Raw genomic sequence first — 17089 nt, 5'->3', positions numbered from 1 at the left:
CACCTTTTTTATTTGTTATAAATAAAGCTTCTACTTACTAGCAAAAAGCTTGATATCATTTTCTGATACTACTTTTTCTCCTAAAATAATTAGACGCTCAATAACATTTCGCAATTCTCTAATATTCCCTGTCCAATCATATTCTTGTAATAACCTAACTGCTTCCAGTGAAAACTCCTTCTTAACCATCCCCTGCTCTCCTGCTATCTTTTTTGAAAAAAAATCTACCAACAAAGGGATATCTTCTCGTCTCTCATTCAACGCTGGAACTTTTATTAAAATTACAGCTAATCGATGATACAAATCTTCTCGAAACCTCCCCTCACTAATCTCCTTCTTTAAATCTTTATTGGTAGCAGCAACCACTCGAACGTTAACCTTGATATCTTTATCCGATCCTACTCTTGAAATTTTATTTTCTTGTAAAGCTCTTAATACTTTTGCTTGTGCTGATAAACTCATATCTCCTATTTCATCAAGGAATATCGTTCCTCCATTTGCCGCTTCAAATTTCCCAGCGCGATCCTTATTAGCTCCTGTAAAAGAACCTTTTACATGACCAAAAAGCTCACTTTCTATCAACTCTGAAGGAATAGCTGCACAATTCACCTCAATCATTGTTTTTTTAGAGCGATCTGACTTTTCATGCAACCAATGTGCTACCAACTCTTTTCCTGTTCCGTTGGGTCCTGTGATTAAGACCCTTGCATCGGTAGCTGCAACTTTTTCTATAATCTCCTTTATATGTGTAATTGCTTTGCTATTTCCAACCATTTCATAGTTTTTACCAACCTTCTTTTTGAGCCGCTTATTTTCAACCACCAATTCCTTCCTGTCTAAAGCATTGCGAACAGTATTAAGTAAGCGATTCAAATCTGGTGGTTTAGAAATATAATCAAAAGCACCTAAACGCATTGTATTTACCGCTGTATCAAGATCACCATGCCCAGAAATCATCACCATTGGAATTTCTGGTTTTATTTTCTTCGCTTTTTCTAGCACTTCTACCCCATCCATTTTAGGCATTTTTATATCACATAGCACCAAATCATAGTCTTTATCTTTTATCATTTCAATGCCAATCAAACCGTCTTCTGCTTCTTCCACTTCATAAGCATCATTTTCTTCTGAAATGATTTTTTTCAATACTCTACGGATCGCTGCTTCATCTTCTATTATTAATATCTTACTCATTTTTTAATTAATTTTAAAGGGGTATATTGAAAACTAATTTATATTATTTTTATATAAAACTATCCTTTGTATTTTATCCATTTCCAAAGGTCTTTATAGCTAGGCTTTTTACCATACATTAAAATACCTACCCTATATATTTTAGCTGCCAGCCAAACCATTATTACGAAAGTAATCAATAACAATGCCATAGATACGACTAGCTCAAACCATGATACTCCAAAAGGTACTCTCATTAACATAACAATCGGAGAGGTAAACGGAATATATGAAAAAATAACAGATATGGGGCCATGCGGATCGTTAATAACCGTTGCAAAACCAACATATACCGCTAATATTAATGGCAACATTATAGGCATCATAAATTGCTGCGTATCCGTTTCATTATCTACCGCAGCACCAACCGCTGCAAATAAAGAACTATACAACATATACCCTCCTAAGAAATAGAATACAAACAAAAAGAACATTTTTAACAACGGTAATCTAAATAGCTCTTGCAGTAGTATTTCACTCTTTCCTACAACAACCTCGTCAACCATATCTAGTGAAACAGAAGGTACTTTTCCTGCTTGCATTTCCAACATACTCATCCCCAAAAATGAGGATACAATAAAACTAGCTATTAGGAATAATATTCCCCAAATAAAAAACTGCAATAATCCTGCGGAAGCATTTCCTATAATCTTACCTAACATCAACTGAAAAGGCTTTACCGAAGAAACAATCACCTCTATAATTCTGCTTGTTTTCTCTTCTATAACACTTCTCATTACAGATGTACCGTAAATCATTACAAACATCATTAATAAATACCCTGCGAGAACACCTACCCCTATTTTCAAACCATTGATTAGTTTCGATGATTTTTCTCCCGAGAAATTAAACATTTTAATATCTGAAGACAGCTTTGAAATTTCTATTTTTTCCAAATCTATTCCAAAACTTGTTAATTTTAAATTTCTCAGTTTTTTATTAACCTTCCCTTCTAAATCTGCTATAACAGGTAAGCTTGGAGATTCCTTCGAATAAAACTCAATAGATTTCGATAATATTTCTAAACTATCTTGTTTGGGTATATAGAGTGCCCCATAATAATCTCCTTTCTCAACCTTTTCTTTGGTCTTTTCAATTCCTAAAATCGTAAAATCTTGATATTTTATTGTTTTAGAATCTTCAAAATCATCTTTAGTAAAAAGTTTAGAAGCATCTACATATAAGATTGTTTTTTCTTTTTCATCATTTTTCTTCATTAAAAAAACAACCAGAGCTCCCATGGCAATCATTAATATAGGGCTCAAAAAAGTCATCACTATAAATGATTTGTTTCTAACTTTTGCTATAAATTCTCTTTCTATAATTAACCTTAACTTTTTCATTACAGTGTATTATTTTTATGTATTGCTTGAATAAAAATATCATTAGCACTCGGTATCAGTTCTACAAAATGTTGTACTTCTCCTTTAGACGATAGATACGCTAATAACTCATTAGGCGTATCGTTTTCAGAAAGTTTTATATTCAATTTTAATGCATCATTTAACAATTTGAAATCTGCTGGTAAAACCTCAAATTTTTGTTTCAATTTCATGGCTACTTCTGTTTTATGCAACGTTTCCAAGCCTATTTGAAAAGTATTTGTTTTAAAGTTTCTTTTTATATCGTTCAACTTTCCATCTAAAATTTTATTAGACTTATGAATTAAAGCGATATTATCACACATTTCCTCAACACTTTCCATTCTATGTGTAGAAAAGATAATAGTAGCTCCTTCATCCCTTAATTGTAATATTTCTCTAGCTATTAATTGCGCATTTATAGGGTCAAAACCTGAGAAAGGTTCATCAAAAATCAATAATTTAGGCTGGTGCAATACTGTAACTATAAATTGTACTTTTTGTGCCATTCCTTTCGATAATTCTTCTATCTTCTTTCCCCACCAAGCGCCTATCTCAAACTTATCAAACCAATACTTCAATCTTTTTTTAGCCTCCGATTTACTCAATCCTTTTAGCTGTGCTAAATATAACGCTTGCTCTCCTACTTTCATTGATTTATACAATCCTCTTTCTTCCGGCAAATATCCTATCCATTCTACGTGGTGAGGTGCTAATTCTTCTCCATCTAGTATAACCCTACCACTATCTGGCATCGTTATTTGATTTATAATTCGAATCAAAGACGTTTTCCCAGCTCCATTGGGTCCTAACAAACCAAAAACATTCCCTTTTGGTATATCAATAGACACATTGTTAAGTGCTGTATAAGCTCCGTATTTTTTTACTACATTATTAATTTCTAGCAAATTACTCATCATTTCTTTTTATTAAACCTACTCCTTTTTTCATTTATCAAGCATTCTTCACAAACTTACATATTTTACCATAAGTAAAAAGAATTGTTACTCAATTTGTTACTCTGTTATACAAGATAGTTCTTACAAAAATATTTCTCTTCATTTTTTATTTAGAAAAATCCTAAACAGTAACTTTTTATTATGCACGCATAACTTTTTCAATAAATACTATGCGTGCATAATAAAATTTACTATATTTGTCTTTTATGGATAAAAACAAATCAATAGATCACCAATTGAGAGCTACTTGGCAAGCCGTTGCTAAGATGTATAATGAACAAGCATCGCAACACGGCAGTACCATGGCTATGGCTTTTGTTTTATTGAATATAGATTATGAAAACGGCACCCCTTCAACAGCTCTAGGACCTTTAATGGGCATGGAACCAACCAGTCTTTCTAGAATTTTAAAATCAATGGAAGACAAGGGTATGATTGTTAGAGAAAAAAACCCTGATGATGGTAGAAGCGTCATTATCAAACTAACGAAACACGGTAAGGAAAAGCGAGAGATATCTAAAGGATATGTATATCAATTCAATAATAAAATAAGAGAATTCATTTCTACTGAAGAGTTGGATAACTTCTTCAAAGTAACAACAACAATAAACAAACTTATTACAGACAAACTAATCTATAAAAATACTGATAATCAGTCTGTATAAAAACAAACCAATAAACAAATGACAAGAAGAATTAAAAAAGTAGCAGTAATCGGTTCTGGAATTATGGGAAGCGGTATTGCATGTCATTTTGCTAATATCGGTGTTGAAGTTCTTTTATTGGACATCGTTCCAAGAGAACTCAACGATAAAGAAAAGGCAAAAGGATTGACATTAAAAGACAAAGTTGTTCGTAATCGTTTGGTAAACGATGCTTTAACAGCTTCTTTAAAATCGAAACCATCACCTATCTATTCTAAAAAGTTTGCAGATAGAATTACTACAGGTAACATTGAAGATGATTTACATCAGATTAAAGATGTGGATTGGGTTATGGAAGTAGTAGTAGAGCGTTTAGATATCAAACAAAAAGTATTTGAACAAGTAGAAAAATATCGTACTCCTGGTACTATTATTTCTTCCAATACTTCTGGTATCCCTATCCAATTTATGAATGAGGGTAGAAGCGACGATTTTCAGAAACATTTTGCGGTAACTCACTTTTTTAACCCTCCTCGTTATTTAAAATTATTTGAAGTTGTACCTGGCCCTAACTGCAAGCAAGAAGTTACGGACTTTTTAATGGATTATGGATCTAAATTTTTAGGAAAAACTTCTGTATTAGCAAAAGATACTCCTGCATTTATCGGAAATAGAATTGGTATCTTCGGAATTCAATCATTATTCCATCAGGTAAAAGAGCTTGGATTAACAATAGAAGAAGTTGATAAATTAACAGGTCCTGTAATTGGCCGCCCTAAATCAGCTACTTTTAGAACTGTTGATGTTGTTGGATTGGATACTTTGGTACATGTTGCTAATGGTATTTATGACAACTGCCCTAACGATGAAGCTCATGACTTATTTAAGCTCCCTGACTTTATCAACACCATGATGGAAAACAAATGGTTAGGAAGTAAAACCAAACAAGGGTTTTATAAAAAATCTGTAAATGCTGAAGGTAAGAAAGAAATTTTATCTTTAGACTTAGATACGATGGAATATCGTTCTAAAAAGAGGGCTAAGTTTGCTACTTTAGAGTTAACTAAAAATATTGACAAGCCAATTGATAGATTTAAAGTACTAGTTGGCGGAAAAGATAAAGCTGGTGAATTTTACCGCAAAAATTTTGCTGCAATGTTTGCTTATGTTCAAAATAGAATCCCAGAGATTTCTGATGAACTATACAAAATTGACGATGCCATGAAAGCTGGTTTCGGATGGGAAAACGGTCCTTTTGAAATTTGGGATGCTGTTGGTGTAGAGAAAGGAATCGAATTAATGAAAGCTGAAGGAAAAGAGCCTGCTGCTTGGATCACTGAAATGGTAACTAAAGGAGAAACTTCTTTTTACACCGTTAAAGAAGGGGCTACCTACTATTATGACGTTACCACGAAAGGGCACCTAAAAAAACCTGGACAAGATTCATTTATTATTCTAGATAATATTCGTAAAACTAAAGAAGTATTCAAAAACTCTGGTGTGGTTATCGAAGATTTAGGAGACGGTATCTTAAATTGTGAATTCCAATCTAAAATGAACACGATTGGTGCCGATGTTTTAGCTGGACTGAACAAAGCTGTGGATTTAGCTGAAAAGGATTTTCAAGGATTAGTTATTGGAAACCAAGGAGCAAATTTCTCGGTAGGTGCTAACATTGGTATGATATTCATGATGGCTGTTGAGCAAGAATATGATGAATTAAACATGGCCATCAAATATTTCCAAGATACAATGATGCGTATGCGTTACTCGGCTATTCCTACAGTTGCAGCGCCTCATGGAATGACTTTAGGTGGTGGTTGTGAGTTGTCTTTACATGCTGACAAAGTTGTTGCTGCAGCTGAAACCTATATGGGATTAGTAGAGTTTGGAGTTGGAGTTATTCCTGGTGGAGGTGGTTCCAAAGAAATGGCTTTACGTGCTTCTGATACGTTCCGTAAAGGAGATGTTCAATTAAACGTATTGCAAGAATATTTCTTAACTATTGGTATGGCTAAAGTTGGAACTTCTGCTTATGAAGCTTATGATTTAGGCTTATTACAACAAGGAAAAGATATTGTTGTTGTAAATAAAGACCGACAAATAGCTGAAGCTAAGAAACATGCATTATTAATGGCCGAAGCTGGATATACACAACCAGCTGCTCGTAAAGATGTACTCGTTCTTGGTAAACAAGCATTAGGAGCGTTTATGGTTGCTACTGACTCTATGCAAGCAAGTAGATTTATTTCTGAACACGATCAGAAAATTGCTAACAAACTAGCCTATGTAATGGCTGGTGGAGATTTATCAGAACCTACAAAAGTTTCTGAACAGTATTTATTAAATCTTGAACGTGAAGCCTTCTTAAGTTTAGCTACAGAACGCAAAACATTAGAGCGTATTCAACACATGTTAAAAACTGGTAAACCATTAAGAAACTAAAAGATGAAAACAGCATATATAGTAAAAGGATATAGAACCGCCGTAGGTAAGTCTAAAAAAGGTGCGTTCAGATTTAAAAGAGCTGATGAGTTAGCTGCCGAAACCATCGAGTATATGATGAAGCAGTTGCCTGAATTTGATAAAAAACGAATTGATGATGTAATTGTTGGTAATGCGATGCCTGAAGGCTCTCAAGGGTTAAACATGGCGCGTTTAATTTCACTAATGGGACTAAAAACGGAGGATGTTCCTGGAGTTACCGTAAATCGCTTCTGCTCTTCAGGGTTAGAAACTATTGGAATGGCTGTGGCTAAAATACAATCTGGTATGGCTGATTGTATTATTGCTGGTGGTGCTGAAAGTATGAGTTCTGTACCCATGACTGGTTTTAAACCTGAATTAAATTACGATACTGTTGCCGCTGGTCATGCTGATTATTATTGGGGAATGGGAAATACCGCTGAAGAAGTGGCTCAAAAGTTTAATATTTCTCGTAAAGATCAAGATGAATTTGCTTTAAATTCTCATTTAAAAGCTTTAAAAGCGCAAGAAGAAAATCGTTTCCAAGATCAAATTGTTCCGATAGAAGTTGAAGAAACGTATATTGATGCCAAAGGAAAAAGAGCTACAAGAAAATATACTGTAACAAAAGATGAAGGACCTCGTAAAGGGTCTAACATAGCTGGATTAGAGCGTTTGCGACCTGTGTTTGCTCAAGGAGGAAGCGTTACTGCTGGAAATTCATCGCAAACAAGTGATGGAGCTGCTTTTGTTATGGTTATGAGCGAAGAGATGGTGAAGGAATTAAACCTTAAGCCAATTGCTCGTATGGTTAGTTATGCGGCGGCTGGTGTACCTCCAAGAATTATGGGTATCGGACCTGTTGCTGCTATTCCTAAAGCATTAAAGCAAGCGGGATTAAAACAAGAAGATATCAGTTTAATTGAATTAAATGAAGCTTTTGCTTCTCAATCATTAGCTGTAATACGTGAATTAGGATTGAATGCCGACATCATCAACGTAAATGGTGGAGCTATTGCGTTAGGGCACCCATTGGGTTGTACTGGAGCTAAGCTTTCAGTTCAATTATTTGACGAAATGCGTAAGCGTAATATGCAAGGAAAATACGGAATGGTTACCATGTGTGTAGGTACAGGACAAGGAGCTGCTGGTATTTTTGAATTCTTAAACTAATAACAAAATCAACAAAAAAATGGAAACTTTAAATAAAGATTTACTAAGAGGTGGTCAGTTTCTTGTTAAAGAAACAAAATGTGAAGATGTATTTACACCTGAAGACTTTTCAGAAGAACAAAATATGATGAAAGAAGCGGTTCGAGAATTTAATGACCGCGAAATCATCCCTCATAAAACTCGTTTCGAAGCTAAAGACTATGCTTTAACAGAAGAAACAATGCGTAAAGCTGGTGAGTTAGGCTTTTTAGGAGTAGCTGTTCCTGAAGCTTATGGTGGTTTAGGAATGGGGTTCGTTTCTACCATGTTAACTTGTGATTATATTTCAAGTGGAACGGGATCTTTTAGTACTGCTTTTGGTGCGCACACTGGTATTGGTACAATGCCTATTACTTTATATGGAACAGAAGAGCAAAAACAAAAATTTGTTCCTGCTTTAGCAATGGGTGAGCGTTTTGGTGCATACTGTTTAACGGAGCCAGGTGCAGGATCTGATGCTAACTCTGGAAAAACTACTGCTGAGCTAACTGAAGATGGAAAACACTATAAAATCAATGGGCAAAAAATGTGGATTTCAAATGCAGGTTTTGCTGAAATTTTCATTGTGTTTGCTCGTATCGGTGATGACAAAAACATTACTGGTTTTATTTTAGAATATGACAAAAACAATCCTAATGGAGTAACTCTTGGTGAAGAAGAGCATAAATTAGGTATTCGCGCTTCTTCTACTCGTCAAGTATTTTTTAATGATACTTTAGTTCCTGTAGAAAACATGCTATCTGTTCGTGGAGGCGGATTTAAAATTGCAATGAATGCTTTAAATGTAGGACGTATCAAATTAGCGGCTGCTTGTTTAGATTCTCAAAGAAGAGTAATTACTGAAGCTGTAAAATATGCAACTGAACGTAAACAATTTAAAACTCCAATTGCAGAGTTCGGAGCTATCAAATCTAAACTAGCTGAAATGGCTACAAATGCTTATGTAGGTGAATCAGCTTCATATAGAGCTGCTAAAAACATTGAAGATAGGATTGCGATTCGTGAAGCGGAAGGAAATACACATCAAGAAGCGGAATTAAAAGGTGTAGAAGAATATGCTATTGAGTGTTCTATTTTAAAAGTAGCTGTTTCTGAAGATGTTCAAGCATGTGCTGATGAAGGTATCCAAATTTTTGGAGGAATGGGATTCTCGGAAGAAACTCCTATGGAATCAGCTTGGAGAGATGCTCGTATTGCTCGTATTTATGAAGGTACTAATGAAATTAACAGAATGCTATCTGTAGGAATGCTTGTTAAAAAAGCGATGAAAGGACACGTTGATTTATTAAATCCTGCAATGAAAGTTGGCGAAGAGTTATTAGGAATTCCTTCTTTTGACACACCTGATTATTCTGAATTATTCGCTGAAGAAAAAGAAATTATTGCGAAGCTAAAAAAAGTGTTCTTAATGGTTGCTGGTGCTGCTATCCAAAAATTTGGAACAGAATTAGAAAAACACCAACAATTATTGAATGCTGCTTCTAATATTTTGATTGAGACCTATATGGCTGAATCAGCTATTTTAAGAACTGAAAAGAATGCTAAACGTTTCGGTGAGGATTCTCAAAAAGAGCAAATAGCAATGTCGCAATTGTACTTATATAATGCAGTAGATATCATCATTAAGAATGCTAAAGAAGGAATTGTTTCTTTTGCGGAAGGTGATGAGCAACGCATGATGTTAATGGGATTAAAGCGTTTTACTAAATATGTAAACCAACCTAATGTAGTTGCATTGCGCAATACTATTGCTGAAAAATTAACAGCAGAAAACAAATATTGTTTCTAAAAATATATAGCTCATTAGAGCTTTAAAATTTTCTATAACTCTTATATAGGTTTTAGAATTTAGTTGTTTGTTTAAAAAGATCGTTAAAATTATTTTAACGGTCTTTTTTGTTTTACTTATCTTTTTTAAGAATAAAGTTTTCTCTTACTTAAAAATAAGTTTTTAAGTAGTTTTTCGACTAAGAAAAGAGGCTTCCTTCAAATTATTAATTAACGTATATTGCAGCCCTATTTAAACGCGATTATAATGCAAGAGAATAAGATATTAAAACATATAAAATTAGTCTTAAAAAACATGCCCGCTGGATGGCTGACTACAACAACTCATCGACTAGATATATATAACGAGAGTTTGGCTAAAACTGAATTTTTAGAACAGTTTGAAAAGTTATTTATTGCTAATGATTCTGATATGGTTGCATTGAATGAATTACCTACCGCCTATGATTATATTAGGTTAGGACATCCTTTATCATGTGTTTTGGAATGGACTTTTGCCAAATTACATGGGATAAGCCCTAAAAATATCATAAGCTTCGACTCTAAAATTATTCCCATATTAGCTATTTTAAGAAAAAATTTATTAGCACATAAAAACACACAAATTTTATACACAGAAGAATTGCCTAATTATTTTGATATCGAAGTAATAAAGCGCATTTACGGCTATAATTTTGAGCTAAAGAAAATCAAGAACACAAAGGAAGTTCCTCATTTCGAGGGAAGCACTATTCTTATTACTAAAGCATCTAAGATCAATGCTATTGATCTTAGCCCAGAAATAGATTTCTTTATCCATCTATATGAAAACCTCGGTAGTATTCTTATCATAAAAGAAAACAACAACCAATCTTACATATCTGATATTCAACACGTAAGAAGAAGAGAAACCGTTGCTATGACCCCTGCTAATTGCTTGAAAGCTTTAGAGATACTTATTGAAAATACTTTCCTTGAGGAAACTATAAAAAAACAAGATAATGCTCATAAAAAATCTGTATTAAAATCGATCCAAGATATTACAGGTACAGCGTCAAAGCCACTAGTAGCTTCTAGTGGGTTATCCATTCAATATGCTATCTTAATGGGATTGGTTCATGACGCTTTAGAAAACCACAAAGGGAAAAACATTGAAATCATTGTACCTCCTAATTGCTATGGAGGCACCAATGATCAAGCAAGACGTATAGCTGCTTGTATTCACAATGTAACAATTGTTGATTTACCTGTAGATGGAGATCATGATATGGTTCAAAGCATTGAAATCGTTTTGGATCAAGCGGCTAACAAAAATACAATTCCTTATATAATTGCTGAAATCCCTACAAACCCTCGTGTAGAAGTTCCTAATCTTACAACTCTAAGGAATACTCTAAGTAAAAAACGTGAAACTCCTAACGGAGAAATAGCAGTACCTCCCGTTTTTATATTAGATCAAACTTTTTGCCCTAATGTTCGCTTTTTAGAAGCCAATGGAATCTTGTCATCTATTAAAACTATATCATTTGCAAGTGGATCAAAGTTTCCTAGCGGAGGTAAATGTACTGCTGGATACTGCGTGAGTAATAAAATTGGGCTTTCTCTTATGGAAAAAATAGGATTTCATTTAAGACTTTGCGATAATGAAGCTACTCCCTTCCAATACAAAATATTAGCAGAGCAATTGCCTAGTATGAACCAACGAATCACACAAGCTTATCTTAATACACGTGATTTTGTTAACTTTATTCAAAAAGAATTGCCTAAAGCTAAAATCAATTTTGTATCGGAAGCTCTTGCTCAACAAGGTTTTACTCCTTCTGTTTTTTCGTTAGACCTTCCTACAAGAGGAAATACTGATGAAGAAAGAGAAACTCATAAAAGGATGCTAAATCATCAATTAATCAATTTAATGATTTCAGAAATACCTAATGAAAGTAAATATTGTGTTAGTTACGGGCAGCTAAAAGGTTGTTATTGGACCATTCCTGCAACTTCTACCCAAGGAACAACTAAAGAAGGAGACAAAGATTATATTGCTAGAGTAGCACTTTCTCCAAATATGAATTTAGGTCGTCATAAAGAAGTATTCCTTAAATTTATCCAAACTTATCTCTAATTAAAAAAAGAGGCTTACAATAAATTATAAGCCTCTTTTTTTATGCATTCGAATAGTGCTATTTTATTCTAAAGCTCCTAAATAACGTTCCGCATCTAAAGCCGCCATACAACCAGTGCCTGCTGCCGTTACCGCTTGGCGATATTCTTTATCTTGTACATCGCCTGCTGCAAAAACTCCTGGTATATTTGTTTTTGTTGATTTTCCTTTAGTAATTAAATACCCTGTTTCATCCATATCTAAAATCCCTTTAAAGATGTCTGTATTAGGTTTATGCCCTATCGCTATAAAGACACCTGTAACAGAGATTTCATGTTTTTCTCCTGTTTGGTTATTAACAACTCTTACGCCATCTACTACACTCTCTCCAATAACCTCATCCAACTCCGTATTATACAATACCTCTATATTGGCTGTTTTAGCCACCCTATGCTGCATTGCTTTTGACGCTCTCATATAGTCCTTACGAACCAACATGGTAACTTTATTACATATATTAGCTAAATAAGTAGCTTCTTCAGCCGCAGTATCTCCCGCTCCAACAACAATAACATCTTGCCCTTTATAAAAGAAACCGTCACAAGTTGCACATGCAGATACTCCTCCTCCAATTAAACGTTGCTCACTCTCTAAACCTAAATATTTTGCCGTTGCTCCTGTAGAGATAATTACTGTTTCAGCTTCTATTTCCTTTTCTCCATCAACCACTACCTTATGAATACCTCCTTCATTTTTAGAAAACTCTACCTTAGTTACCATTCCAAAACGAACTTCTGTACCAAAACGTTCTGCTTGCTTCTGCAAATCATTCATCATAGCTGTACCATCAGTTCCGTTTGCATAACCTGGAAAATTATCAACCTCTGTAGTAGTAGTCAATTGCCCTCCCATTTGCATTCCTGTGTACATTACAGGCTTCATATCTGCTCTTGCTGCATAAATTGCTGCTGTGTATCCTGCAGGACCTGAACCTATAATTAAATTTTTAATTCTTTCTACTGTTTGAGACATTCTCTTAATATATAATATGTTAACAATTACTATTTTACTTTATCAATTACAAATGTAATGTTTTTAAAATATTTCTTAAAATTTAGACGTTAAAGATAAAATTCCTTACATTTAAATACTACGATAATCTATTACCTAAAAACCTATCCTTATCATATACAAACACTTAACTTCATTTAACTAAAAAAATATTTTTTTTTCACTCTTATTCAAAATAAAACACATATATTTGCACTCGGATTTAACAAAAATTCATTTTTTTTAAACGTATTCTTGTTAAAATTCGGGGTGTAGCGTAGCCCGGTTATCGCGCCGCGTTTGGGACGCGGAGGTCGCAGGTTCGAATCCTGCCACCCCGACTTAAAACCTTAATAATTTTTATAAAATTATTAAGGTTTTTTATTTTACTGCTATAATGATCAATCCCAAAAGTTATGGTTGAGTAAAAATTTGTGTTCCTACAGAGGATGTATGCTACATTTCTTACCCCTCTGAGTTCTGCCCTCAAAACTTTAATTTTGATATTAAAAGATGCTCTTGATACGTTTGCGCTACGGTTATCAAAATAGTTGAGCATTATTGATCCTCAAACCAATAGAATTTGGACAGCATCTCATAAACTATATAAGTTTTAAAATGTCTGAATTCAATTCAACCGAGGTGTTTTACTGAATTATTACAATGAATTCTTAGTCCTAGTAAAATCATTTTCATTTTTGGTGTAATATTACTACCCCAGAACACTTATTATCAAACAATTATAAACTAATTAAAACAAAAAATAATATCACATAGTGCGTTATCCTCTTACGTTTCTGTTATGTTTGTTTCACAAACTCCATAGCAAAACTATCAATGCTATAAAATCTAAGAAAAATATATTTAGATTCCTTATATTTAAACCACAAAATATTGCAATGAAAAAAGTTAAATTATCTTCTTTCCTACATAGAAATAGAGAGCAAATAGCCATTTCCTTTGGCTATGATGATGAAGTAAGAATACATATAAAAAAATTACCCAATGTAAAATGGAGCCAAACTCATAAAACTTTTTACATCCCTTTAACTTCAAAAAATAAACAAGAGCTATTTCTGCACTTAAGAGCAAAGAATTGGTTTGTAGATTATGACCAACTCAAAATAAATAAAAAACATAAAGTAGATATAATTAACTCTATAAAGCTTCCAGTATTAACAGTACATCAAAGATTAGATCTTGAGAAATTTAAAAAATGGCTACAACAAAAAAGGCTGAGTCAAAATACAGTTAACACTTACGCCGAAGTGACTACATTTTTTATTAGATACTGCTTGTTAAAAAATACAACAGATTATTCTGTCAGATTAATCGAATCCTTTAATTATGATTTTATTGTAAGAGAAAAGAAATCTATATCCTACCAAAACCAATGTATTAACGGAATCAAAAAGTATTTAGAATATAAGGGGATAGAAATAGACACATTAAACTTACAACGTCCGAAAAAGGAAAAACGATTACCAATGGTTCTAAGTTTAGAAGAAGTAAAACAACTCTTAGATGCTACTCATAATTTAAAGCATAAAACTTTATTGAGCTTGATCTATTCTGCTGGCCTAAGAACAGGAGAAGCTATTAATTTAAAAATCAGCGATATAGATAGTAAAAGAATGCTCATTCATATAAAAGGTGCTAAAGGTAAAAAAGATAGATACACTTTGCTTTCGCCATCTTTCTTAGAATTACTAAGAGCATATTATAAAACTTATAAACCAAAAAAATATTTATTTGAAGGGCAAGTTAAAGAGCAATATAGTAGCACGAGTGCACAAAAAATATTAAAAAATGCTGCGAATAAAATTGGATTGAAAAAACCTATCACTCTTCATACCTTAAGGCATAGTTTTGCGACACATCTATTAGAAAACGGAACAGATATTAGATATATTCAAGAACTATTAGGTCATAACAGTCCTAAGACTACAATGATTTATACTCATGTAACTGAAACAAGTATTAGAAAAATTAAAAATCCATTTGATAATTTATAAAATATGACTAAATTGTGACTACCTAAGAATTTTTAACTTTTTATTGTGAAAGCTAAGAAACATAAAAATAACCTAAACTTCTGCATAGCCAGCCAAATTGGATGTATAAAAGGAAAAAAGTTCTGTATATAAACAAGTTGGGCGTAATTAGAGAAACCTTTGAAATTTAATGAAAGATTGGGAAAAATACGAAATACAGATATTTGAAAAATTAGATGAATTATTCCCAAATTCAGATATTAAAAAAGACCAAAGAATTATTGGTCGCTATTCGGAACGAAGTCGGCAAATAGATATTTTAGTTAAGTCACAATCAATAGGTCGGGAATTACTAATAGTAATTGACTGCAAAAAATTTAGTAAAAAAATAGACATTAAAACCGTAGAGTCTTTCATTGGATTTTCAGAAGATGTTGGAGCACATATTGGTATAATGATTACTAATGTGGGTTATACGAAAAGTGCTGAAAAAAGAGCTAAAAATCACCACAAGGATATTCAATTAGATGTAGTTAAATTCATTGATTTCGAGGATTACGAATTTTCGTTTGATATTTGTTCTTTATGTGACAAAGATGATGGAATTTCGAGAGGAATTATAAAATGGGACAACCCATTACCCGTAGTTGAAAACGGAAAAGTAACGTTAATCAATTTAGGTAGTTGCTCCTATTGTTCAGAATCATACGTTAAATGTCAAGGATGCGGTCAAATGATTCATTTAGGAGTAGATATTGAGGAAACTGAATGTTTGTGTGAGTATACTTATGGAATTGAATCAGAATATGTTGGAAACGGATTAACAGAAGAACGTCTTAGAATTAGAAATAAAAATGATAAGCCACCTGAATTTATTGACCCAAATCAGACTAATTTATTCGAATAAAAAATAGGACAAAATTTTTAGGGACATATGGAAAATATAGTAAATCTAATTACAGTTTAAGTAACTCATCAATTGAAATTTCTAATCCATCTGCAATTTTTATTAAAGTAAGTAAGCGAGGATTTGTTCTACCTTTTTCAATCATATAAAGTTGAGTTCTACCAATATCACAATCAAAAGCAAATGACTTTTGGTCAATCTCTTTTTCTTCTCTTAATCGCTTGATTTTAGCACCTAACTTTTGGAAATATTTTGATTCTTTAGTGTTCACTATACCGAATTTCGATAAATTATTTATATATTGTGTTCGGAATAACGAACAAATACTTAATGAGCCAATTTAGAAAGCTAAAAATATATCAAAAACACCAACCTCGGGAATGGAAATATATTGCTGTTCCAGAAATTCGACTTGAGGGAAAATGGTTGAAAGAACTCGGATTTGAAATCGGAAAAGAAATTGAAATTAAACAGCAAAAAAATAAACTGACTATTACGCTGACCGACAAAAAGGAAGAAAAGTAACTACGCCCAACACTCTGTATAATTAATTGCTTGCTTTTCGCTTACTTACGAAAATCATTTCGGACTTTCTTGGTTAGTTTTTTATTTATTAAATTAGCTCCTTAACCAACAGCAACTAATCATACAGCTAAACGTTGTGGTGCATTTGAGAAAACCTTAAATTACATTGAAAAATCATAAAACAACTGACTGATTTTTAAATATAAAAAATATGATTGGAGTCGCATTTCTTTTTATAATTTTCGGAATTTTAATAAAATACGGGAAAATCTATTGGCTGATTGCTGGATATAATACGATCCCAAAAGAACAAAAAGATAAATACAATATTGGAGGAATAGCGAATGTGTTTCGTAACGTGATGTTTGGAATGGCTTTTATTATTTTTTCTGGATATTTGATTGCTAAATGGAAGGATAATTCGAATATTCAAAATTATGCTTTTGGGATTTCAATACTTATTGGAATACCATACCTATTGCTTGAATCTAATTCTAAAAAGTATAAAAAAATCAAGAAAAAACAGATTGAATTACTAAATAAAATTAGAACCAATAATAATAAAAACGACACCACAACAAGGGCTATAAGTACTTGCTACTTCCCCACTACTTATGAAAATCCTCGCGGATTTTCAATCCTAAGTTTTTTCTTAGAAAATTTATGCCTAAATTCACGCAAAAACTAATAGCCGAGAACGTTAGCCACAAGCTCTGAAAAGCCAACACGCAGTCAAGCACATTTTATTTTGCTCGTGCCTCACAAAATAAAAAGAGCTTGCCTTTTCCCACCACTCACTCATACGGAATGATAATTTTTATACTCATTTAGTGAGTATATTGAAAATGTTATTTACTTTAGTGGACTGAATTA

At 33.0% G+C, this 17089-nt stretch carries 14 protein-coding genes and 1 tRNA gene; 10 read left to right on the top strand and 5 right to left on the bottom strand.

Annotated elements, in window-relative coordinates:
- Positions 1 to 30 precede the first annotated feature (30 nt).
- The 3 genes from MARIT_RS04565 to MARIT_RS04555 are packed head-to-tail and all read right to left on the bottom strand — an operon-like array spanning position 31 to position 3511.
- Positions 31 to 1194, bottom strand: a complete 1164-nt coding sequence (locus MARIT_RS04565) for a sigma-54-dependent transcriptional regulator (RefSeq protein WP_024740745.1) — start codon at positions 1192 to 1194, stop codon at positions 31 to 33.
- A gap of 59 nt (positions 1195 to 1253) precedes the next feature.
- A complete protein-coding gene (locus tag MARIT_RS04560) occupies positions 1254 to 2576 on the bottom strand; it encodes an ABC transporter permease (protein WP_100210893.1) in 1323 nt (440 codons plus the stop codon).
- Complete coding sequence (locus MARIT_RS04555; RefSeq protein ID WP_024740747.1) at positions 2576 to 3511, bottom strand: ABC transporter ATP-binding protein; 936 nt, start codon at positions 3509 to 3511, stop codon at positions 2576 to 2578. The genes MARIT_RS04560 and MARIT_RS04555 overlap by 1 nt, the downstream gene beginning before the upstream one ends.
- Positions 3512 to 3759: 248 nt before the next feature.
- Here MARIT_RS04555 and MARIT_RS04550 point away from each other — a divergent pair, with 248 nt between their 5' ends.
- From MARIT_RS04550 to MARIT_RS04530, 5 genes are all read left to right on the top strand, one after another.
- A complete protein-coding gene (locus MARIT_RS04550; RefSeq protein WP_024740748.1) occupies positions 3760 to 4218 on the top strand; it encodes a MarR family winged helix-turn-helix transcriptional regulator in 459 nt (152 codons plus the stop codon).
- A gap of 18 nt (positions 4219 to 4236) precedes the next feature.
- On the top strand, positions 4237 to 6642 hold the full coding sequence (locus MARIT_RS04545) for a 3-hydroxyacyl-CoA dehydrogenase/enoyl-CoA hydratase family protein (RefSeq protein WP_100210892.1): 2406 nt from the start codon (positions 4237 to 4239) through the stop codon (positions 6640 to 6642).
- Positions 6643 to 6645: 3 nt separating this feature from the next.
- Complete coding sequence (locus MARIT_RS04540) at positions 6646 to 7836, top strand: acetyl-CoA C-acyltransferase (protein ID WP_024740750.1); 1191 nt, start codon at positions 6646 to 6648, stop codon at positions 7834 to 7836.
- Positions 7837 to 7855: 19 nt separating this feature from the next.
- Positions 7856 to 9664: an acyl-CoA dehydrogenase family protein gene (locus MARIT_RS04535; RefSeq protein WP_024740751.1), complete on the top strand. Its 1809-nt coding sequence runs from the start codon at positions 7856 to 7858 to the stop codon at positions 9662 to 9664.
- A 246-nt stretch (positions 9665 to 9910) separates the two neighbouring features.
- Positions 9911 to 11761, top strand: a complete 1851-nt coding sequence (locus MARIT_RS04530) for a PLP-dependent aminotransferase family protein (protein WP_100210891.1) — start codon at positions 9911 to 9913, stop codon at positions 11759 to 11761.
- 63 nt (positions 11762 to 11824) lie between these two features.
- Here MARIT_RS04530 and trxB read toward each other — a convergent pair whose 3' ends face one another.
- On the bottom strand, positions 11825 to 12772 hold the full coding sequence (gene trxB / locus MARIT_RS04525) for a thioredoxin-disulfide reductase (RefSeq protein ID WP_024740753.1): 948 nt from the start codon (positions 12770 to 12772) through the stop codon (positions 11825 to 11827).
- 284 nt (positions 12773 to 13056) lie between these two features.
- Here trxB and MARIT_RS04520 point away from each other — a divergent pair.
- The 3 genes from MARIT_RS04520 (at position 13057) to MARIT_RS04510 (ending at position 15691) form a co-directional block, all read left to right on the top strand.
- Positions 13057 to 13131: transfer RNA gene (locus tag MARIT_RS04520), tRNA-Pro, on the top strand.
- Between the two features lie 558 nt (positions 13132 to 13689).
- Positions 13690 to 14805, top strand: a complete 1116-nt coding sequence (locus MARIT_RS04515; RefSeq protein WP_100210890.1) for a tyrosine-type recombinase/integrase — start codon at positions 13690 to 13692, stop codon at positions 14803 to 14805.
- 169 nt (positions 14806 to 14974) lie between these two features.
- The gene (locus tag MARIT_RS04510) at positions 14975 to 15691 is read left to right on the top strand and encodes a restriction endonuclease (protein ID WP_100210889.1); all 717 of its coding nucleotides are present in this window, start codon (positions 14975 to 14977) and stop codon (positions 15689 to 15691) included.
- A 49-nt stretch (positions 15692 to 15740) separates the two neighbouring features.
- On the opposite strand, the gene MARIT_RS04505 is transcribed toward MARIT_RS04510, so the two are convergent.
- Positions 15741 to 15962, bottom strand: coding sequence for a helix-turn-helix domain-containing protein (locus MARIT_RS04505; RefSeq protein ID WP_100210888.1), 222 nt, complete (start codon positions 15960 to 15962; stop codon positions 15741 to 15743).
- 59 nt (positions 15963 to 16021) lie between these two features.
- Between MARIT_RS04505 and MARIT_RS04500 the strand changes: the two genes are divergently transcribed.
- Together MARIT_RS04500 and MARIT_RS04495 are read left to right on the top strand one after the other, a co-directional pair.
- Positions 16022 to 16216, top strand: a complete 195-nt coding sequence (locus MARIT_RS04500) for a SymE family type I addiction module toxin (RefSeq protein WP_100210887.1) — start codon at positions 16022 to 16024, stop codon at positions 16214 to 16216.
- Between the two features lie 211 nt (positions 16217 to 16427).
- Positions 16428 to 16904, top strand: a complete 477-nt coding sequence (locus tag MARIT_RS04495) for a DUF3784 domain-containing protein (RefSeq protein ID WP_100210881.1) — start codon at positions 16428 to 16430, stop codon at positions 16902 to 16904.
- Positions 16905 to 17089: the final 185 nt, after the last annotated feature.

The sequence above is a fragment of the Tenacibaculum maritimum NCIMB 2154 genome (assembly GCF_900119795.1).
GTDB lineage: Bacteria > Bacteroidota > Bacteroidia > Flavobacteriales > Flavobacteriaceae > Polaribacter > Polaribacter maritimus.
This window is presented reverse-complemented; position numbering and strand designations above follow the sequence as displayed.